22 protein-coding genes are annotated in these 18,921 nt (G+C 64.5%); 11 read left to right on the top strand and 11 right to left on the bottom strand.

Translation table 11 applies throughout. From position 1 onward, the window contains the following. Nucleotides 1-82: 82 nt before the first annotated feature. A complete protein-coding gene (locus tag P2T57_RS17415; protein ID WP_276302401.1) occupies nucleotides 83-1,669 on the bottom strand; it encodes an acetolactate synthase large subunit in 1,587 nt (528 codons plus the stop codon). Nucleotides 1,670-1,755: 86 nt separating this feature from the next. Between P2T57_RS17415 and P2T57_RS17410 the strand changes: the two genes are divergently transcribed. Then, nucleotides 1,756-2,388: a hypothetical protein gene (locus tag P2T57_RS17410; RefSeq protein ID WP_276302400.1), complete on the top strand. Its 633-nt coding sequence runs from the start codon at nucleotides 1,756-1,758 to the stop codon at nucleotides 2,386-2,388. Between the two features lie 29 nt (nucleotides 2,389-2,417). Here the strand turns inward: P2T57_RS17410 and hflX are convergent, their stop codons facing one another. The 3 genes from hflX to P2T57_RS17395 all read right to left on the bottom strand — a co-directional run bounded on the left by hflX (nucleotide 2,418) and on the right by P2T57_RS17395 (nucleotide 5,970). After that, nucleotides 2,418-3,740, bottom strand: coding sequence for a GTPase HflX (gene hflX / locus P2T57_RS17405; RefSeq protein WP_276302399.1), 1,323 nt, complete (start codon nucleotides 3,738-3,740; stop codon nucleotides 2,418-2,420). Nucleotides 3,741-4,166: 426 nt separating this feature from the next. Beyond that, nucleotides 4,167-5,576, bottom strand: coding sequence for a glycerate kinase type-2 family protein (locus P2T57_RS17400; RefSeq protein WP_276302398.1), 1,410 nt, complete (start codon nucleotides 5,574-5,576; stop codon nucleotides 4,167-4,169). Nucleotides 5,577-5,616: 40 nt separating this feature from the next. Next, entirely contained in the window at nucleotides 5,617-5,970 is a 354-nt protein-coding gene (locus P2T57_RS17395; RefSeq protein ID WP_276302397.1) for a hypothetical protein, read from the bottom strand. 74 nt (nucleotides 5,971-6,044) lie between these two features. Between P2T57_RS17395 and rtcA the strand changes: the two genes are divergently transcribed. After that, nucleotides 6,045-7,094 (top strand): RNA 3'-terminal phosphate cyclase, encoded by a 1,050-nt coding sequence (gene rtcA, locus P2T57_RS17390; protein ID WP_276302396.1) that lies wholly within the window; start codon nucleotides 6,045-6,047, stop codon nucleotides 7,092-7,094. Nucleotides 7,095-7,178: 84 nt separating this feature from the next. Here the strand turns inward: rtcA and P2T57_RS17385 are convergent, their stop codons facing one another. Beyond that, a complete protein-coding gene (locus P2T57_RS17385; RefSeq protein ID WP_276302395.1) occupies nucleotides 7,179-7,523 on the bottom strand; it encodes a KTSC domain-containing protein in 345 nt (114 codons plus the stop codon). Between the two features lie 126 nt (nucleotides 7,524-7,649). Between P2T57_RS17385 and P2T57_RS17380 the strand changes: the two genes are divergently transcribed. Then, nucleotides 7,650-7,862: a DUF7576 family protein gene (locus tag P2T57_RS17380; protein ID WP_276302394.1), complete on the top strand. Its 213-nt coding sequence runs from the start codon at nucleotides 7,650-7,652 to the stop codon at nucleotides 7,860-7,862. Nucleotides 7,863-7,884: 22 nt separating this feature from the next. On the opposite strand, the gene P2T57_RS17375 is transcribed toward P2T57_RS17380, so the two are convergent. Continuing rightward, nucleotides 7,885-9,339, bottom strand: coding sequence for an arylsulfotransferase family protein (locus P2T57_RS17375; protein ID WP_276302393.1), 1,455 nt, complete (start codon nucleotides 9,337-9,339; stop codon nucleotides 7,885-7,887). A gap of 461 nt (nucleotides 9,340-9,800) precedes the next feature. Between P2T57_RS17375 and P2T57_RS17370 the strand changes: the two genes are divergently transcribed. From P2T57_RS17370 to P2T57_RS17355, 4 genes are all read left to right on the top strand, one after another. Then, nucleotides 9,801-10,652 (top strand): hypothetical protein, encoded by an 852-nt coding sequence (locus tag P2T57_RS17370; protein WP_276302392.1) that lies wholly within the window; start codon nucleotides 9,801-9,803, stop codon nucleotides 10,650-10,652. 145 nt (nucleotides 10,653-10,797) lie between these two features. Beyond that, nucleotides 10,798-11,421 carry a phosphoribosyltransferase gene (locus P2T57_RS17365; RefSeq protein ID WP_276302391.1) on the top strand — a complete coding sequence of 208 codons (624 nt, stop codon included), beginning with the start codon at nucleotides 10,798-10,800 and terminating at the stop codon, nucleotides 11,419-11,421. 285 nt (nucleotides 11,422-11,706) lie between these two features. Then, nucleotides 11,707-12,708 carry a transcription initiation factor IIB gene (locus P2T57_RS17360; protein WP_276302390.1) on the top strand — a complete coding sequence of 334 codons (1,002 nt, stop codon included), beginning with the start codon at nucleotides 11,707-11,709 and terminating at the stop codon, nucleotides 12,706-12,708. Between the two features lie 111 nt (nucleotides 12,709-12,819). Beyond that, nucleotides 12,820-13,422, top strand: coding sequence for a DJ-1/PfpI family protein (locus P2T57_RS17355; protein ID WP_276302389.1), 603 nt, complete (start codon nucleotides 12,820-12,822; stop codon nucleotides 13,420-13,422). A 13-nt stretch (nucleotides 13,423-13,435) separates the two neighbouring features. Here P2T57_RS17355 and P2T57_RS17350 read toward each other — a convergent pair whose 3' ends face one another. Then, on the bottom strand, nucleotides 13,436-13,879 hold the full coding sequence (locus tag P2T57_RS17350; RefSeq protein WP_276302388.1) for a universal stress protein: 444 nt from the start codon (nucleotides 13,877-13,879) through the stop codon (nucleotides 13,436-13,438). A gap of 120 nt (nucleotides 13,880-13,999) precedes the next feature. Between P2T57_RS17350 and P2T57_RS17345 the strand changes: the two genes are divergently transcribed. Both P2T57_RS17345 and P2T57_RS17340 read left to right on the top strand, forming a co-directional pair. Further along, the gene (locus P2T57_RS17345) at nucleotides 14,000-14,287 is read left to right on the top strand and encodes a DUF211 domain-containing protein (protein WP_276302387.1); all 288 of its coding nucleotides are present in this window, start codon (nucleotides 14,000-14,002) and stop codon (nucleotides 14,285-14,287) included. Nucleotides 14,288-14,297: 10 nt separating this feature from the next. Next, nucleotides 14,298-14,876 carry a VIT1/CCC1 transporter family protein gene (locus P2T57_RS17340; protein WP_276302386.1) on the top strand — a complete coding sequence of 193 codons (579 nt, stop codon included), beginning with the start codon at nucleotides 14,298-14,300 and terminating at the stop codon, nucleotides 14,874-14,876. A 249-nt stretch (nucleotides 14,877-15,125) separates the two neighbouring features. On the opposite strand, the gene P2T57_RS17335 is transcribed toward P2T57_RS17340, so the two are convergent. Continuing rightward, entirely contained in the window at nucleotides 15,126-15,566 is a 441-nt protein-coding gene (locus tag P2T57_RS17335; protein WP_276302385.1) for a universal stress protein, read from the bottom strand. A gap of 99 nt (nucleotides 15,567-15,665) precedes the next feature. On the opposite strand from P2T57_RS17335, the gene P2T57_RS17330 reads away from it, so the two are divergent. Next, nucleotides 15,666-16,061, top strand: coding sequence for a DUF2267 domain-containing protein (locus P2T57_RS17330; protein ID WP_276302384.1), 396 nt, complete (start codon nucleotides 15,666-15,668; stop codon nucleotides 16,059-16,061). A 1-nt stretch (nucleotide 16,062) separates the two neighbouring features. Here P2T57_RS17330 and P2T57_RS17325 read toward each other — a convergent pair whose 3' ends face one another. Both P2T57_RS17325 and P2T57_RS17320 read right to left on the bottom strand, forming a co-directional pair. Then, nucleotides 16,063-17,121: an iron transporter gene (locus P2T57_RS17325; RefSeq protein ID WP_276302383.1), complete on the bottom strand. Its 1,059-nt coding sequence runs from the start codon at nucleotides 17,119-17,121 to the stop codon at nucleotides 16,063-16,065. A gap of 77 nt (nucleotides 17,122-17,198) precedes the next feature. After that, on the bottom strand, nucleotides 17,199-17,435 hold the full coding sequence (locus P2T57_RS17320) for a DUF7542 family protein (RefSeq protein ID WP_276302382.1): 237 nt from the start codon (nucleotides 17,433-17,435) through the stop codon (nucleotides 17,199-17,201). A gap of 167 nt (nucleotides 17,436-17,602) precedes the next feature. On the opposite strand from P2T57_RS17320, the gene P2T57_RS17315 reads away from it, so the two are divergent. Next, complete coding sequence (locus P2T57_RS17315; RefSeq protein WP_276302381.1) at nucleotides 17,603-17,911, top strand: hypothetical protein; 309 nt, start codon at nucleotides 17,603-17,605, stop codon at nucleotides 17,909-17,911. Between the two features lie 144 nt (nucleotides 17,912-18,055). Here the strand turns inward: P2T57_RS17315 and P2T57_RS17310 are convergent, their stop codons facing one another. Next, nucleotides 18,056-18,787 carry a fumarylacetoacetate hydrolase family protein gene (locus P2T57_RS17310; protein WP_276302380.1) on the bottom strand — a complete coding sequence of 244 codons (732 nt, stop codon included), beginning with the start codon at nucleotides 18,785-18,787 and terminating at the stop codon, nucleotides 18,056-18,058. Nucleotides 18,788-18,921: the final 134 nt, after the last annotated feature.

Here is an 18,921-nt window from a genome sequence, read left to right as displayed (position 1 = left end):
TATAAACCCCCTCCCGTTCCCGACCGATGGTAATCCGGGCGAACGTGTTCGGGTCGGCGTCGTCGGTGTCGGTGGCGGTCCGTTACTCCAGTACGACTTCGACCAGCGACATCTCGTCGCTCGGGACCGCCTCGGCGAGCGCGGTTTCGAGTTCGTCCCAGTCGTCGGGGCGGTAGGCCTCGATGCCGAAGCTCTCGGCGAAGGTCTGGAAGTCGGGGTTCTTGAGTTCGGTCCCGAAGTGTTCGCCGCGGTGTTCGACCTGCTCCTCGGTGATGAGACCGTACTCGTCGTCGCGGAACAGCAGGATTGTGTAGCCACACCCGATTCGGGTCGCGGTCTCGATTTCCGCGGCGTTCATCATGAACCCGCCGTCACCGGTCGCAGAGACGACGTTGGAATCGACCGCGAGGTCTGCTGAGAGGCCGCCGGGGACCGAGATGCCCATCGAGGCCAGTCCGTTCGAGATGATGCAGGTGTTGGGTTCGTAGGTCACGAAGTTCTGAGCGATTGCCATCTTGTGACTTCCCACGTCCGAGAGGAGAACGTCGTCGTCGGCCATCACGTCCCGGAGGACCGGCAGGACTTGCTTGACCGTGAAGGGGTCGCCCTCCTCGCGGTCCGGAGTCACGTCGGCGAGGATGTGGTCGCGCAGGTCGTCGTACCAGTCGCTCTCGAACTCGGCGTCGATTTCGTCGCAACAGGCGTCGAGTTCCCGGACCGCAGACGCGATGTCCGAGACGATTTCCACGTCGGGGTCGTAGTTCTCGTAGACCTCGGCGGGTTCGCTGTCCACGTGGACCACGGTGGTCTCGCCCGCGGGGTTCCAGTCGGCGGGGTCGTGTTCCGCGATGTCGTAGCCCACGGTTATCACGAGGTCGGCCGACTCGATGGCGTCGGAGGCCTCCTCGTGTTCGCCCGAGTCGAGCGTGAGCAGGGAGTGGTCGTCGTCGTCGGAGACTGCGCCCTTGCCCATGTAGGTCGCTGTCACCGGGAGGTCGTAGCTCTCCACGAAGGCCCGGAGGTCGTCGCTGGCGTCGGTCCGGACCGCGCCGTTGCCCGCGATGACGATTGGTCGCTCGGCGTCCGCGAGGAGTTCCCGGACCGTCTCGACCGAGGGGGCGTCTGGTTCCGGCCTGCGGACTCGCTGGCGGGGGTCCATCGGTTCGGCCTCGCACTCCTCGTCGGCCACGTCTTCCGGAAGTTCCAGATGGGTCGCGCCGGGTTTCTCGAACTCGGCGGTCTTGAACGCCTTCCGGACCGACTCGTGGACGATGCCGGGGTTCGAGATTTGGGTGTTCCACTTGGTCACCGGGTCGAACATGTCCACCACGTCGAGTCGCTGGTGGCTCTCGACGTGGAGGCTTTCGAGACCGCCCTGTCCGGTGATTGCCACGAGGGGTGCCTTGTCGAGGTTGGCGTCGGCGACCCCGGTCAGCAGGTTGGTCGCGCCCGGCCCGAGCGTCGAGAGGCAGACCCCCGCGTCGCCGGTCAGTCGCCCGTACACGTCGGCCATGAAGGCCGCGCCCTGTTCGTGGCGCACCGGGACGAAGGTGATGTCCGAGTCTCGGAGTGCGAACATCGTGGCCTCGTTCTCCTCGCCCGGAAGCCCGAATACGTGTTCGACGCCTTCGCGTTCGAGTCCCGCGACGAGGACCTCGGCGGTGTTCATGGAACCCGAATACGTCGTCGCGCCCCAAAGGTTCCCTTGCCGATTCACGTCAACTTTCAAGACGGTCGGTCCCGTCGTCGGAACCGATGTCACTCATCGAGCGACTGCTCGGCGACGGCGACGACGAGCAAGCCAGAATCGAGGAGGCCCGCGACTCGGCAAACGACGCCCTCCAGAATCGCGTGGACCCCGAGAGCCACGGCATCGAGGACGCCGCAGTCACCGGGATTGCGGTGGTCAACGAAGGGCCGGACGAGGAGCCAGTTACGGTCCCAATCGCGCGGTTCTCGCTGGGCGAGGACGTGGAGTCACCCGACTTCGACAAGGTGTGGCGACTCGTCGGCGAGGCCCTCCGCGCGCTCGAACCGGCCTTCGAAGACGTGTTCGTCCGACACTTCGACGTGCAGTTTACCTTCGACGGCGACGAGCTGTTCGAGGCCGAGGAGTGTCGCCGTGTCGCGGTCACGACCGACCTCGCAAATCGGTTCGTCTCCGACCCCGGATTCGGCGTCGAGGACCTCCGGGAGGCGATGACCGACGCCCACGACATCGACGACGAGGTGGCACCGGTCGCGTGGGGCGAGTGCAAAGATTACAGTCAGAACGCCGGGATGGCGGTCGTAGCGACCGGCGGCGCGGCCGGAGCGAGCGCGGCGAGTTGCGCGGGTGCCGGAAGCGGGGCCGCCGGATGCGGCGGTGCCGGTGCGGGCGGCGTCTGAGACCCGCCGGATTCGGGCGGTTCACTCGCCTACGCTTCGACTTCCAGCGACTCGGCCTTCCCTCTGGCCTGCTCGACTATCGACTCCTTCGCTGTGAACGCGACCGTCACCTCGTCGTCGCGGTAGGTCACGTCCGAGACCGACGCGCGGTCGTAGAGCCACGACACCACGCTCATCGCGGCGTCGTCGTTCGGAAGCGCGAGTTCGACTTCCCGGCGCTCGGCCAGCGCGTCGCCGATTCGCTCGCGGAGCGCGTCGAGGTTCGTTCCGTCCTCAGCGCTGACCGCCACGGGGTCGCCCGAGAGGTCCACTGACGTTTCCGCCGAAACCTCGGCGACAACCTCCTCGCGCTCCCCGAGGTCGGCGTCGGTCAGGCGGTCGGCCTTGTTCAGGACTACCACGACCTCGCCCTCGGCGTCGTCCAACAGGTCGAAACTGGTGGTCAACTTCTCGCGGAGTTCGGGCGGCGAGTCGCTGGCGTCGGCGACCAACGCCACGCAGTCGGCCGATTCGGTCTCCGACAGCGTGCCGTGGAACGACGCCACGAGGTCGTGTGGCAGGTCGCTCACGAACCCCACGGTGTCGGTCACGAGCGTCCGCCTGCCGTCGATGGTCGCCCGGCGCGTGGTGGTATCGAGGGTCTTGAACAGGCGGTCCTCGATTTCGGCGGTCGCGTCGAGGTCGGCGTGGTCGGCCTCGCGGGTCTCGTAGTCCAACTCGTCGGCGAGGCGGTGCAGGAGGGTGGACTTCCCGGCGTTGGTGTAGCCCGCGAGGGCGACGAACTCGAAGCCCTCCTCACAGCGTCGCTCTCGGCGGTCCTCAGCGTCGTCGCCGAGGTCGGCGAGTTGGCGGTCCAACTCGTCGATTCGGTCCAGCACGTCGTAGTACCGGGTGCCCGACTCGGTGCGCTTGTTCATGGCCTGTTCGTCGGTGTCCTCGCGGATTCTGGGCAGGTTCCACGCCAGTTTGGCGCGCTCGACTTGGAGTTTGGCGCGCTTGCTCCCGACCTGCTCCTCGAAGATGTCGAGGACGAGGCGGTGTCTGTCCACGATTTCGGTCCCGTCGGGACACAGGTCCGCGAGTTCGACGGTCTGGGTCGGCGTGAGGTCGTTGTCGAAGACCACCCTGCTCGCGCCGGTCGCTTCGACCGTTTCGGCTAGCTCCTCGGCCTTCCCCCTGCCGAACTGGAGCGACGAGTCCTCGGTCCGGGTCTGGGTCACTTCCGCGACGACTTCGTGACCGCCAGCCTCGGCGAGTCGGCGTATCTCCTCGGTGTCTGGGGTGTCCTCGTCTGCTGTGCGTTTGGCGACGACTGCTGTTCTGGACTGCGCGGGTGCGTTCTGAGATTGCATTGATGGGTTCGATGGCGGGCGATTACTCGTCGCTACCCCGACCGGTCTCGCTGGAAAGCGCGAGGAGCAACGCGCAAAGCGTCCTCGCAGTGAACCGACTGAATCGCAAGCCCGAACCGGACGCCGCCCTGCGGCCCAACGGCGACTTCACGAGATGCACGACGCTTCGACTGCAGAATCGGCAGTCGCCACAGCCGCGGACGCTCGTCCGGTCAACGGCGGAGGAGAGAGAGCTTCATTCGACGTACCACCGAATTGTCCGGTATCTGTGATAAATGTTGGGTGGGTGTGGGAACCGTTCTGCCCCGGACGAGACGGGCCGTCAGTCCTCCCGAAAGACACATAGACAATTTAAAATACTTCTTTTACACATAATATTATTTCTTGAAGAACTATTCTATTGTCCCTAAACCGTCCGGCGCTTCGTCACGCCTCCCGTTCGCGCTCGTCGCCGACCACCAGCACCCGGAGGTCGTTGACGTTCGTCCCGGTCGGTCCGGTCCGAATCGCGCACCCGGCGTCGGCCAGCGGGGCGAGCGCGTCGTTGTCGGCGAGCGCATCGCGGGCAGTATCGGCGTCGATTCTCCCGCCGACCGTTCCGGCATCCACCAGCGCGCCCGCAACGTCGGTTCCGCCGTCGCGCCCGTCGGTGTCCACCGCGGCGAGTGCGATGGGGGCGTCTGCCGGGGCGTCGAGGTCCAACGCCCACGACAGCGCGAACTCCAGATTCGGGCCGCCCGACCCACCTCTGCGGACCGTCACCGTCGTCTCGCCGCCGGAGAGAACCACCGCGGGCGGAGCGAGTGGGTTCCCGGAGGCCCGGACCTCCTCTGCGACGCCGGCCAGCGTCTTGGCCGCCTCTCGGGCCTCGCCCCGGACCCGCGAGGAGAGAATCGAGGCCCCGAAACCCCGCTCCCGAGCGACTTCGACAGCGGCGTCGAGCGCGGTCAGGCCGTCGGCGACGACGTGGACCGAGACGCACTCGAAGGCCGGATGGCCGGATTTCGGCGTCTCCGAGACCTCGCCGCGCGCTCCTCGGTCCAACCGGTCGCGGACCGCCGCGGGGGCGTCGATTCCGTAGCGGTCCAGCACGCCGAGCGCGTCCCGAAACGTCGTCTCGTCGGGCGACAGCGGCCCGCTGGCGATGGTTCCGAGGTCGTTGCCCACCACGTCGCTCAGCGCGAGGCCGACGACGCGGGCCGGGCCTGCGCGCTCGGCGAGTCTACCGCCCTTGAGCGCCGAGCAGTGCTTGCGGACCGCGTTGATGTCCCGGATGTCCGCGCCGCTGTCCAGCAGGTCGGCGGTGACTCTCCGAAGGTCAGCAAGCGAGACGCCCTCGGCGGGCGCTGGCAGGAGTGCGCTTCCGCCGCCGGTCACGACGGCGAGGACGAGCGTGTCCTCGTCCGCCGAATCAGCGAGTTCGAGGACTGCTCGCGCTCCTTCGACGCCGCGCTCGCTCGGCACCGGGTGGTCGGCCTCCCGGACCGCGATTCGGTCCAGCGCGCCCCCGCCGTCAGCGTCGTCGGTCACGACCGCGCCGCGGTCGATGCGCTCGCCCAGCACCGATTCGAGCGCGACTGCCGCGCCGACCGCCGCCTTCCCGCCGCCGAGGACGACGATTTCGGCGTAGTCGCCGAGGTCAAACGTCTCGCCAGCGACCGAGAGAACGTCGTCGTCGCCGAGTGCGACTGCCTCACGGACGACGCGCTCGGGGCGGGTCCCAGAGACGGCCTCCTCGATGCAGTCCAACGCGAGGCCTCGGATTCTGTCGGCGCTCCCGCTGTCGCCGTTCTCGCCATCGCCACTCCCGACCAGTTCGTCGCGGTTCCGTATCATCGCCGGGAGTTCGGCCCCGCGGCGGTTAAATCTCGGCAACTCAGAGAAACCGGGTGTACCGACACGACGCACACCGGAGTTCGTCGCTCCGGCGGACGAGGACGCCACGCCGGCAGTTCGGGCAGGGACCGACGGCCGGCGACCCCGACGAGTCCCCGTTAGCCCGAACCACCCGGCGAAGCCACCGGAGTTCCGACTCCAGTTGCTCGACGCGCGCTTCCAGTTTCCTGACTCGCTTCTCTCGGCGGCGGTTGCGCCCGCGGCGACCGCCGCGCTCTCGGTCTCCCTGACCGTCGCGTTCTCGATTTGTCCGGCTACTGCGCTCTCGGTCCGCTTCTCGAATCACGTCTCTCACCGACTCCAGTACGCTGTGGGGCATAGTAACGATTCCCACATCTGCACGTTCGCTTAGAGAAAGGCCTTTGGCGAGGGTCTGCGTAGCCCCGACGAACTACCCCCTTTCGAGACATGACCGACGAAACTCTCCTCGAACTCGACGGGTCGGCCGGCGGCGGCCAACTCCTGCGGACCGCGCTCGCTCTCTCGATGGTAAGCCAGACGCCCTTCCGGATGGAGAATATCAGGGGAAATCGGCCCACACCGGGTCTCAAACCCCAGCATCTCACCGGGGTCCGCGCCGCCGCGGAACTCTGCGACGCGGAGGTCGAGGGCGCACAACCGGAGTCCGAGGAGCTAACCTTCCGACCGGGCGCACCGACCGGCGGCCGAGTCGAGGTCGAAATCGGGACCGCCGGGAGCGTCCTCTTGCTGTTCGACGCGCTCCTGCCGGTGGCGACCGAACTCGACCGCCCGCTGGCGGTCACCGCGACCGGCGGGACCGACGTGAAGTGGTCGCCGACGCTTGCCCACTACCGAGGAGTCAAACTCCCGCTGGCCCGGCGCGCCGGTCTGTTCGCAACGGTCGAGGACGCCCGGACCGGGTTCTACCCCGCGGGCGGCGGCGAGGCCACCCTCCTGCTCGCGCCCTCGGAGTTGGCACCCATCGAGGCCGCCGACCGGGGGGCGCTGGAAGGGGTTCGAATCTCCTCGAAAGCGTCCGCCGACCTCGCCGACGCCGACGTTGCCGGGAGGCAGGCCGAGCGTTCTGCTGACCTGCTCCGGGCCAATCTGCCAGAGGAGGTCCCCGTCACCGAACAAACGGCCTCGTCGGTCGATACTCCCTCGACCGGTTCCGCGATTTCGGTCGCGCTGGACTACGCCGAGACCACCGCCGGGTTCGACGCGCTCGGCGAGCAGGGCAAACCCGCCGAGGCGGTCGGCGGGGAAGTGGCCGAGTCCGCGGTCACTTTCCACGAGGGCGTCGGCGCAGTGGACGCCCACACCGCCGACCAACTGGTGGTTCTGCTGGCGCTGGCCGGCGGTCGGGTGGCGATTCCGGAGGTCACGCCCCACGTCCGGACCAACGCGGACCTCGTGGCCGAGTTCGGCTTCCCGGTCGAAATCGAGGCCGGCGACTCGGGCGAACCGGCGGTCCTGACCGCGCCGCGGTCGGAGTAGCCGACCGCGCTGTTTTCCGCGGTCAGTTACTCCGACCGCGCTGTTTTCCGCGGTCAGTTACTCCGACCGCGCTATTTTCCGCGGTCACCGAATTCGGTGGTAGTCGTACTGTCCGCGAACGTTCTCGTGGAAGTAGGTGCCGTGGGAGCGTGCGCTCAGGAACTCCTCGTAGGTCTCCTGCGAGACGCCGGCGTACCGGTAGACGCCGCCGCTCTGGAACTCGATTTCGAGTTCGTCGGCCTCGTCGTCGTAGCCGATGGACCGGATGGAACTCGACGCGACCGGACTTCTGGTCTGGGCGACGCACTCCAGTCGGTCGTAGGGGACGTAGCCGACGATTCGGTCGTCCTGATAGAGGACCAGTCCGTGTCTGCCCTCCTCGAGTTCGTCGCACTCGATTCGCTGGTCGCCGACCGTGATGGCTTTCATGACGGGAGTACGACGGGCCGACACTCAAGCTATCGGCCGCGAGCAGGATGGTGAATCGGATGGCGAGTCGGTGGTCGCGTTCGGGGAGTCGGTACAACTACGACCCTCGCTCCCCTACCCGATTGCATGCCCGAACTGTACGGCGAGTTCGAAGGCGAGGCCGACGCCCAGTTCGTCGCGTGCGTCGTCTGCGGGACGACCCTCGACCTGTTCGAGTCACATCCGATGTTCCGCGACGAGGACGTTTCGGAGGTCGGCGAGGTAGTCGCCCGGACCTACCACTTCTGTAGCGACGACTGTCTCCAGCAGTGGCGGCGCGGGCGGGATTCCGGCGAGTGAAAAATCGGGGACGGAGCTATTTTCAGGCGATTCTGCGTCTGACGCCGCTGGAGATTCGCTTGCGGTTGTAGAGCAGTTCGCCGAGAATCCACCCGACCAGCAGGAGACCACCGGCGACTGCGCCCACGAAGTCCCACGGACCCATCCAGACCGGGCGGACCCACGGCGCGATTTTCGACCACTGGGTGGCGAACTTGCCCATCGGTTCGGCGATGGGCGTGCCGGCGAACGCGGCGGTGAGCCACTGCGAGAAGGTCAGCTTCTGGCCGGTACCGGGCGTGAGTCCGGCACTCCCCGTGATGGGGTACTCGCCCTCGGCGTTCTGGTCGGCCATGGTCGGTCGGTCGTCGGCGGACATCGCTTCGTCGCCGAGGTGCATCCGTTCCACGTCGTAGGGTGCCCACGGCGCGTAGAACTCCCAGACGACTTCGCCCTCCGTGTTGACCTCGACGACGCGGTGGTTGTTCGAGTCAACGATGAGGGTGTTGCCGTTCGGGAGTCGGTCGGCGTCGCGGGGCCAGTTGAAGCTCTGCTGAGAACCGACCTGCCACGTCTGTTCCCAGTCGCCGTCGCCACGCTTGGCGTATTCGACCACTCGGTCACCGTGACTGTCGGCGACGAGGATGGTGGGCGTCCCGTTGTCGCTCTCCATGTAGGTCGGGTTGTGCTGTTCGTTCATCACGTCGTAGTTGTTGTCGCTCCCGAGACGCATGTCGATGTCCTTGGTGGAGCGATTGATGACCATCACTTGGTCGAAGTTCCGGGGCGAGATGAGATACTGACCCTCGGCGATTTTGTCCACGTCGTTGACGTGAGTCCAGTCGTCGCCACTGCCGTCCTCGGCGGCGTAGGTGCCGCCCTGCTTTTTGGTCCAGTCGGTGTGATTGCGGAACTGCCATTCCCAGACGACTTCGTTCGTACCGCGGTCGTAGATGAAGATGCGGTCCTCGTTGACCTCCTTCTCGGGGTTGTAGTTGCGCATGTTGGCAACCAGCAGTTGGTCGCCGTTGATGAGGTCAACGTCGTGAGTGTCGTGGGCGCTCTCGAACGTCTCGGTCCAGAGTTTCTCGTCGGTCTCGGGGTTGTACTCGTAGACGACCGTCGGGTCCTTCTGTCCCGCGACGTGCTTGGTCCCGGTGACCAGCAGATTGCTCCCGTTTATCGGGTCCACGTCGTAGAACCACGTAATCGACTCTCCTCCGTTGTGAACCCACTGCACGTCGCCGCGAGGACCGACACCGACGAGTCGAGCGGGCTTCTTTCCGTTAGCTTGGCCTTGGAACTTGAACCCCTGAATCGAGATGACCGTCGTTCCGCCGGCGGGCGACTCGATGGTTCCCTTCTGGAGGTCGGTGTCACTCGGTTCGTAGGTGAGGGCGGAGACCGCGGAGGGGGCAAACAGCGATACGATGACAACGAATACCACGGCGCGTACCAGCCACGGCCGCGAGAATCGCGTCTTCGACTCGTTCGACATACACCCCGATACATCCAGCCAAGATATATGGGTTTTGTCCTGTTTCCCCCGGAAGGCGCGGGCAAACTAACCGAAACCGGCCGTGGATTTTTCAGCGGGACGGCCGTTTGGCAGGCGTCTCCGACACCGACGAGCGCGCGCAAAAGTCGGAGAGAGAAACGACATTGATTTCTTGAGACATAATATTAAGTCTTAAAAATAACTATGTATGTCTTTTAGCTCGGGCTTAACGCCGAACGTCGCCAGACCGGCGGGCGCTCGGCCGGCCGCCCGCCAGTAAACGCTCGGTGGAACAGTCCACTAGCGAACGCACGGTGGAAAGCTGATGGGGCGGGCCAAAGGAATTTCAGAAGCTATCATTATCGCAGTCGTTGTCGGACCCGCCACAGTATGTTACGTACAACTGATTAATATATAGCAACTCTTATACGGTTTCTACTCTGACCAGAAACTGGTTGAAAATGACCAATACTTATGTTTACCTTAGAGACGAATCATTTATTCACGATTCGTTTGAATGGGGTTTCGCTCAGTATGAGAACGAAACTGATGAGAATTTAGTTACGTATCCGATACCCGACACCCAATGGTCGAAATTCCGAACCGAATTCAGTATTAGCCAGTTCCAGCGAGTAAATTACTACGAAAGTGAAGAACCCATAGATGAGTCGTTAGAGGACTTTGGACGCCGAATAGCGGTAAGTGACCAGCACATCCCGGACAACGAGAAGGGAACGCTCCAAATTGCAGGGGCGGTCCAAACTGACTCGTTGCTCTACGTTCCTATTTCTCGACACTTCACAGTCGAAGGGGAAGACCGAGAGGAAATCGTTGGCGTAGCCGTATTCCGCTCAGAAAGTGATGTAATCGCAATCCGCGTCAATACCGACAAACGGGCTGGTAGCGTCTATAATCTTCTCCGACATAACCTCCAGTGGGAAACGGAACCACCTGAGTCACAGAAACCGAACTTTGATGAGAAGTTCCGAACTAAATTCGGGGAGCGACTCGCCGAAGCGTATACACAGGTTTGGTTCCGAGACGGAACCGCAGGAGAGGTAAATACAATCCACTTCCAAGGCTCAGGGGACCTTCGAGAAAATAATATGGTTTCTGAGTATTTTGAGGAGTACGACCTCTATGCGGGCTATGTACGAATCCAAGCAAATCCGGATGCGAAGTTCTACTTTAATTGGCACGAAAACAGAATTTCGTTCCGAGGCCAGACCGCGGAAAGTGAAATAGTCGAGGCTTCAGACCGAATTCTTGCGCTCTTGGACGCCGAGATGGCCCCCGGTACTCCAACTGTCTGACTGGAAAGGGCATCGGAAATCCGAGTGTGAGATTCAGAGACGATTTTTACGTCATCAGCTAACCGAAACACGATGGTCTTCGCTACTCGTTCCTCGCTTCTCGCCTAGCTTTAAGCCCCCCGAGGTGGCCCACCTACCGAGAACGATGTTCCAGAACCGAACCGACGCGGGACGACAGTTGGCCGACCTCCTCGACGACCACGACGTAGCGGCCGACGTGGTACTGGCGATACCCCGAGGAGGACTCCCAGTCGCGCGCCCCGTCGCGGACGCGCTCGGTGCGCCGCTGGATGTCATCGTGGCGTCGAAGATGGGCGCGCCGGACAACCCCGAACTCGCCCTTGGCGCGGTGGCCAGCGACGGGTCGATGTGGCGCAACGACGACCTCATCAATCGCCTCGGCGTGGACGACGAGTACGTCGAGCGAGAGCGCCAATCGGAGGCCGAGTCCGCGCGCGCGAAACTCGAACGCTATCGCGGGACCGACCACCCGCCCGACGTGGACGGCAAGCGCGTGGTGGTCGTGGACGACGGCCTCGCCACGGGGGCGACGACCACCGCGGCGCTCCGGCAGGTCCGGGCGGCCGGCGCGAGTCGGGTCGTCCTCGCCGTGCCGGTCGGGTCGCCCGATTCCGTCGAGCGCCTCCAGTCCGAGGCGGACGAGGTGGTCGTCCTCGAAACGCCGCCGCACTTCAGCGCCGTCGGCCAGTTCTACGAGTCGTTCGAGCAGGTGTCCGACGACGAGGCCGTGGCGTATCTCGACCAGTAACGCTGTTTCGCCGGAGGTAGTATTGCAAGGAGTTGCAATACCATACCAGAACACACAGCCCCGCTAACTAGTAGTTTTCGACGGTTCAGACGACCGATTAGCGCGGTTTCGACCGGCGAGGCGGCCGGCGACTCACGGCCGTATTTGCCGCGTTTCCGTGTGAAAGTGACGCACGACAGCGAAACATTTAAGTATGTATCGGCCTTACTGATGGTTAGGAAGCGAGGCCCGCGGAGATTCTTTAGGTTTTCTCCTCTCCCTGAGCCTCACCCAACTCAATCCATCATGACGAGTACACGCATCCAGAGCTACGACGAACAGAACGGTGTAACCGAGTCCGAGCGAACCGACCAGCCCGAAACCGAGGAGACCGCCCGCGAGACCGAGGACCAGCAGGTCTGTCCCGAGTGCGGCGGCGACCTCGCCACCCACGACAACGAGACGGTCTGTGCGGAGTGCGGTCTCGTGGTCGAGGAGGACAACGTGGACCGCGGGCCGGAGTGGCGCGCGTTCGACTCGAAGGAGAAGGACCAGAAGTCCCGCGTCGGTGCCCCGACGACCAAGATGATGCACGACAAGGGCCTCTCGACTAACATCGGATGGCAGGACAAGGACGCCTACGGCAACTCGCTCGGGAGCAAACAGCGCCAGAAGATGCAGAGGCTCCGCAAGTGGAACGAGCGGTTCCGCACCCGCGACTCCAAGGAGCGAAACCTCAAGCAGGCCCTCGGCGAAATCGACCGCATGGGGAGCGCGCTCGGCCTCCCCGAGGAGGTCCGCGAGACGGCTTCGGTCATCTACCGCAGGGCGCTGGACGAGGACCTCCTGCCGGGCCGGTCCATCGAGGGCGTCGCCACCGCCGCGGTGTACGCCGCCGCGCGCCAGACCGGAACGCCCCGGTCCATCGACGAGGTGGCCAACGTCAGCCGAATCGAGGAAATGGAGTTCAAGCGGACCTACCGCTACATCGTCCGCGAGTTGAACCTCCAGATTCAGCCCGCAGACCCCGAGGACTACGTGGCGCGGTTCGCCAGCGAACTCGGCATCTCGGACGAGGCCGAGCGCCGGGCGCGGGAACTCCTCCGGAACGCCAAGCGCCAAGGCATCCACAGCGGCAAGTCGCCGGTCGGACTGGCGGCCGCCGCGGTGTACGCTGGTCCGCTCCTGACCAACGAGAAGGTCACGCAGGCCGAGGTCAGCGACGTGGCGCAGGTCAGCGAAGTGACGATTCGGAACCGCTACCACGAACTCCTCGAAGCCTCAGAGAGCGGCGCAGTTCCGGCCTAAATTATTGGTTCTTCGGCACCGAGTCGCGGACCCGATTCGGAGCGGTTCGTCGCGGATTCTCGGCGATAGCTATTTTCGCTCGCCAGTCGTAGCTCTGTGTGGATAGAGACCATGCCCGGCAAGCAACTCCTGATGATAGTCGGCGACTTCGGCGAGGACTACGAAATCATGGTACCGTTTCAGGCGCTCCAAGCGGTCGGACACGAGGTAGACGCGGTGTGCCCGGAGAAAGAGGCGGGCGAGACGGTCAAGACCGCGGTCCACGATTTCCGAGGAGACCAGACCTACGTCGAGTCTCGGGGCCACAACTTCCAGTTGACCGCTTCCATGGCAGACGTTGACCCGGCCGAGTACGACGGACTGGTCCTGCCCGGCGGCCGCGCCCCGGAGTATCTCCGGACCTACGACGAAGTGATTTCGGCGGTCCGGCACTTCTTCGAGGAAGACAAGCCGATTGCGGCCATCTGTCACGCTGTCCAGATTCTGTCAGCGGCGGACGTAATCGAGGGCCGGACCTGCGCGGCGTACTCGGCGCTGGAGTCCGACGTGGAGGACGCGGGCGGCACCTACTACGACGGGGTGACGACCGACGGGAACCTCGTGACGGGCAGAGACTGGGGCGACCACGTGGAGTGGATTTCCCAGTTCCTCGACGTGCTGGGGACCGAAATTCAGCACGGCGAGAGCGCGCCGGCCGAACCGGCGGAGGACTGACCGGGTATCGGTGTCACGCTCCGGGTTCCGAGTCGTCTTCCGCGTGGACCGTGAGGACCGGCGCGTCGGCGAGTCGGACGACTTTTTCGGTGACGCTCCCCAGCAGGTAGCGGTCGATGCCGGTCCGGCCGTGGGTGCCCATCACCACGAGGTCGACCTCCCGGTCGCCGGCGTAGTCGAGGATGGCCCGATGCGGAGTACCGGGGACGACTTCGGTTCGGGCCTCGACGCCGGCCTCCCCGGCGCGCTCGGCGGCCGAGGAGGTCACGCCCTCGCCGTAGCGGTCGAGTTTGTCCTCGACCGGCCCAGCGTCGATTTCGTTCGGGACCGACGCCACGCTGACGACGAACAGCAGGTGGATTTCGGCGTCGTAGGTGTCGGCGAGACCGAGCGCGTGGTCGAGAGCGTTGTCGGCCTGCTGGCTTCCGTCGATGGGGACGAGGATACTGTCGTACATGTTCGACAGTTCGCAGACCGGTGATAGAAAAGCCCCAGCTAATTCTCAGTTTTCAGGAACAGCGCAGAGGGGCCGGACTCGTCACCAAGCCTTTGTCCGTCGGCGTCGTGGGTCGGCCCAATGCCCCCAGTCCGCCGCATCGTGGCCGACGTGTTGAAACCCCACGCGCCGTCGCTGGTCGAGTTCGCCGAACAGATGGCCGAGGTCGAGGGCGTCTCCGCCGTGAACGCGACGGTCCTCGAAAACGACGCGGAGACCCAGACCATCGAGTTGACCGCCGAAGGCGACGACGTATCGGCCGACCGACTCCGAGAGACCATCGAGAACATCGGCGGAAGCCTCCACTCCATCGACGAGGTGTCGTGCGGCGAGTACACAGTCGAAAAGCGCGGCCCCGCACGGGAGTAGCGAGCGCCCCGTGATTTCGCTTCGCCGCCTCCTCGGCCTGCTGGGCGACGAGGAGGTCCAGTCCATCTCGCGGCGGTACTTCATCTCCAACGGGTTCGACGGGACCCTGACCAGCATCGGCGTCGTGGTCGGCGCGGTCCTCTCGGGGGTGCCCGACGGCATCACGGTGGTCAAAATCGGCGTCGGCGCGGCGGTCGGTCTGGGGACCTCGGGCGTCTGGAGCGTCTGGGAAATCGAGCGCGCCGAGACCAAGGCCGAGATTCGCCGGACCGAGCGCGCGATGCTCACCGACTTGGACGACACCCGATTCGAGCGCAGACAGCAGGGTGCCCGGACGGTCCACGCGATAGCGAGCGGGACCGGCCCGCTCATCGGGATTCTCCTCCCGCTGGTTCCGTTCCTGTTCGAGGGCGCGCTACTGACGCTCCCACAGGCCGCCGCGATTGCGGTCGCTCTCGGGGTGGGTCTGTTGTCCTCGTTCGGGGCCTACATGGGGTCGATGTCGGGCCAGCGGTGGTACGTCGCCGCCTTCCGGATGGGACTGGCGGGGGTAGTCGTCGCGCTCATCAACATTTTTCTGCCGGGGTAGCGCGGAATCTTGACTGCTATCGAAGGCTCCGGAAATATTTTTCTAGCTTTGAACCCACCATACACATATTTAACAATCGTAATTACGTCTTTTCTCCCTGCGACTGATTTTCAGCGTTGGGACCGCAGGCCGACTAGCCGACCAACCGACGGGACGCGCTCGCCGACAGACCGCCAGCGAACGCTCCGCCGACCAACCCCGGCGTTTCGAAGACCCGAGGACGTTGCCGACAAGTCCCACAAGAGCCACTTATTCCGCGGACTCGTCGTCGCCGCGGACCGTCAGGACCGGCACGTCGGCTTTCCGGACGACGCGCTCGGTGACGCTCCCCAGCAGGTAGCGGTCCAGTCCGGTCCGACCGTGGGTGCCCATCACGATGATGTCCGCGTCGTTGTCGTCGGCGTAGTCGAGGAGCGTCCGGTGAGGAACGCCCTCCACGACTGCGGTCACGACGCGCTCGACGCCGGCGTCCTCGGCGCGCTCCCGGAGGCGTTGGGTTATCTCCTCGCCGGCCTCCTCGAGTCGGTCAACGATGGTGATGGCATCGAACTCGCCGGCGAGCGCCGACACGTCCACGACGTAGACGAGGTGCATCTCGGCGTCGTAGGTCTCTGCGAGGTCCAGCGCCCGCTCGAAAGCGCGGTCGGCCGCGACGCTTCCGTCGGTCGGCACGAGGATTCGGTCGTACATAGCAGGGCCTTCCACGCCGACTGACAAGAAAACTCGGTCGCTCCTCGACTTCGGGAACCCACCGTTACGTATTTTCCGAAGTCCGTGGTAGCTTCGCCTATGAAGTACGACGACTTCATGGGCCAAGTCCAGAATCGACTCGAACTGCCCGATACCGGTCGGACCGTCCGGGCGACCCGCGCCGTCCTCCAGACGCTGGCCGAGCGATTACAGGCGGGCGAGGCCGAGGACCTCGCCTCGCCCCTCCCGATGGAAGTGGACTACTACCTCCTGTCCGCCGACTCGGGCCAGCGGTTCGACTACGACGAGTACCTGAATCGTGTCTCCGAGCGGGCGAACGTCGAGCGGTCCGACGCCGCCTACTACGGGAAAGTCGTGGTGGGCCTCGTGAGCGAACTCGTCCCGGCGGGCGAAATCGAGCAGGTCCGGGCACAACTCCCCGACGACTACGACACCCTGTTCGACCTCATCGACGCCGAGGAGGTAGAGGAGTAATTCAGACCGTCATCTGCATCTCGGGCATCTCGATGAACGCGGTTTCGTAGCCCTCGTGGCGGGCGACCTGCGGCGGGGCATCCACGACGACAGAAAGTTCGTCGCCAGATTCTATCCCGTCCACCGCCGCGCCGTAGTGGTACCCGAACTCGGAACCCAGCGCCGACCGGAGAATGTCGTCGAAAACCGTCTCGCCGTCCCGGACCAGTTTCGCCGACAGCGACATGAACGGCAGGGGATACCGGTTGTACGGCGTCCGGGGAGAGACCGCGAGGTAGGACTTCCCGTCGGGGACGAAGTGGGGGTTCTCGTCCGGAGCGAAGGCCGCGAATTTGGCGTCACCGCTGGACCCCACGCCGATGGTGTTGGGCAGGGCGTCAGGCTTCGGAACCTGCGCGATGGGCATCTTCATCTCCATCGGTTCGAGTGCGCCCGCGGTGCCCTTCTTGTCGGGCAACTGCTCGTAGGAGAGGCCGCCCAACTTCTCGCGGGTGTGTTCGAACTCGACTTCGAGCGTGGTCTGGTCGCCGAAGGCGTCCCGGAACGCGCCCATCCGGCGGGCCTGCATCGCGCCGACCGAGAGCTTCGCGGTGTAGGTCCCGTTCCCGTCGAGGGCCACGTTGTCGCCGAAGTGATAGCCCATGTTCTGGGAGAGCATCGGCCAGAGCGACCGGGAATCGACCTCCTCGCCGTCCTTCAGAATCGTCGCCGAGACGTTGGAAGTGGGAAGAACGGTCTTCGTCTCGCTATCCCAAATCGTCGCCATCAGGTGGGCCGTCACGTCCTCGCCGACCTGCGCCAAGTTCAGGTCGGTGCCCGTGATGGTCCAGAAGGCGTGGGGCGCGCTGTACATCAGGCCGACCTTGTACCGGCCCATCCCGCCCATCCCGACCATCGTCATCCCGTCGATGTGCGAGGGGTAGTAGACCTCCTCGCCGCGGTCTGCGACCGTGGTGAACTGGCTGGCGGCCGACGATTGGGTCTCGAACATCCCGGTGCATCCGGCGAGGCCCGCGAGTCCGAGGGGCGCTCCGGCGCGGAGGAAATCGCGGCGTTGCATTGGTGGGTGCTAGCGGCGTCGGGGAAATACGGGTTCTGGTACGGGCGTCGAAAAGGAAGGTTGGGCCGGTAGAGAGCTTATAAATCGTCCCGGAACAGCGGCGACTCCCTGTCTCCGCATCCCTCTCGACCGCAGACGCCGGCCTCGTCCCCGGCCCGTTCCACGCCCTCCGAGAGTCGCCCGAGGTCCCAGACGGCCTCGTGGCCGGTTTCGGTCCGGTGGTCCTCGATTCGCTCGCGGGCTGACGCGAGTTTTCGGAACTCCTCGTGGAGGTCGCAGTCGGGACAGGTGACGGTCGCGCGCTTGCTCGCCATCGTTCGATATGTGGGTGACACGGGATAAAACTCTCTCGCTCGGGACCGCGACTGCCGAGGAGACGCAGTTTTCTCTTGTCAGAGCTTTAATTTTATTCTATATCGTTTAATTTATAACTAGTGATACTCTCTACCAAGTAGCAGGAGTTTACTGCTAACTAATACCAATGTACCGGAAATTCACCGCAGTTTTGCTCGCACTCGCACTGATAACCGTCGGCAGTACGGCCGTCACGGCCGACGAAGGCGCTGGTCCCATCGTTGACTACGACGAGGGTGCCGGACCAATTGTTGACTACGACGAAGGCGCTGGTCCTATCGTTGATTACGACGAGGGTGCCGGGCCAATCGTCGATTATGACGAGGGCGCTGGTCCTATCGTTGATTACGACGAAGGCGCGGGTCCCATCGTTGATTACGACGAAGGTGCTGGCCCCATCATCGAGTACGTGAGTACCGGCCTCGTCCTCGCCTGATGGTAGACAGCGACTGACGCCGACAATAAACCAGTTCCAACGGTAGTCGCCACAGCGCTGGCGACACGTTGTACTCGATTCTCGGACGTCGAATCTGACCGACTAGCCACTTCGAGAGCGAATCGGTGACTCGCGTGCGCTATCTCAGTTCTCGCGCACGCCGTGGCGAAGCACGCCGACGCCCTCGACTTCGACCGCTACCTCGTCGCCGTCTTCGAGGGGTGCGACCCCCTCCGGCGTTCCGGTCGAAACCACGTCGCCGGGTTCGAGCGTGAGGTAGGTCGTAATCTCCTCTATGAGTTCCGGGACAGTCCAGATGAACTTCTCGCGCGAGGACGACTGCCTCGTCTCGCCGTTCACGCGCAGTTCGACGCTGGCGTCGTCCGGAACCTCGTCGGGCGTGGCCACCACCGGGCCGAGGGGCGCGGAGTTGTCGAAGGCCTTGCCCCGGACCCAGTTCTGCTCGCGGTCTTGGTCGTCGCGGTTCGAAACGTCGTTCATGCAGGTGAACCCGGCCACGTAGTCCATGGCCTCGTCCGCCGAGACGTTGCGGGCCTGCTCGCCGATGACGACCGCCAACTCGGCCTCGTGTTCGACCTGCTCTTTGCCCGCGGGGAGGGCCACGGTGTCGCCGTGGGCCGAGAGGGTGTTTGGCGGCTTGAGAAAGAGGAGCGGTCGGTCGGGAACCTCCTCGTCGCGCTCCTCGGCGTGTTTGAGATAGTTGCGACCGACGCAGACGATTTTGGTCGGGTCGGCCGGTGGGAGGACAGTCACGTCGTCCTCGTGGTAAATTTCGCCGGCGGCCTCGATACCCTCGTCGGTCCACTCGCCGGTCCGGGTGCTTCCGGCCGGGTCGCGGAATCTGACTTTGCGCATGGGAGAGAGTGAGTGACGGGATACTAAAGAGGTTCGCGGTGCGGCGAGCGTTTCGGGTTCTCCGGGCGGTGTGGACGATACTCCACCGAGTGACGCACGATTTTAAATAATCTGACCTTCGGAAATGCGTTTAG

It is taken from the genome of Halorussus lipolyticus, assembly GCF_029338375.1.
Lineage (GTDB): Archaea > Halobacteriota > Halobacteria > Halobacteriales > Haladaptataceae > Halorussus > Halorussus lipolyticus.
The sequence above is the reverse complement of the archived record's forward strand: the minus strand, read 5'-3'. Positions and strand labels throughout refer to the sequence as shown.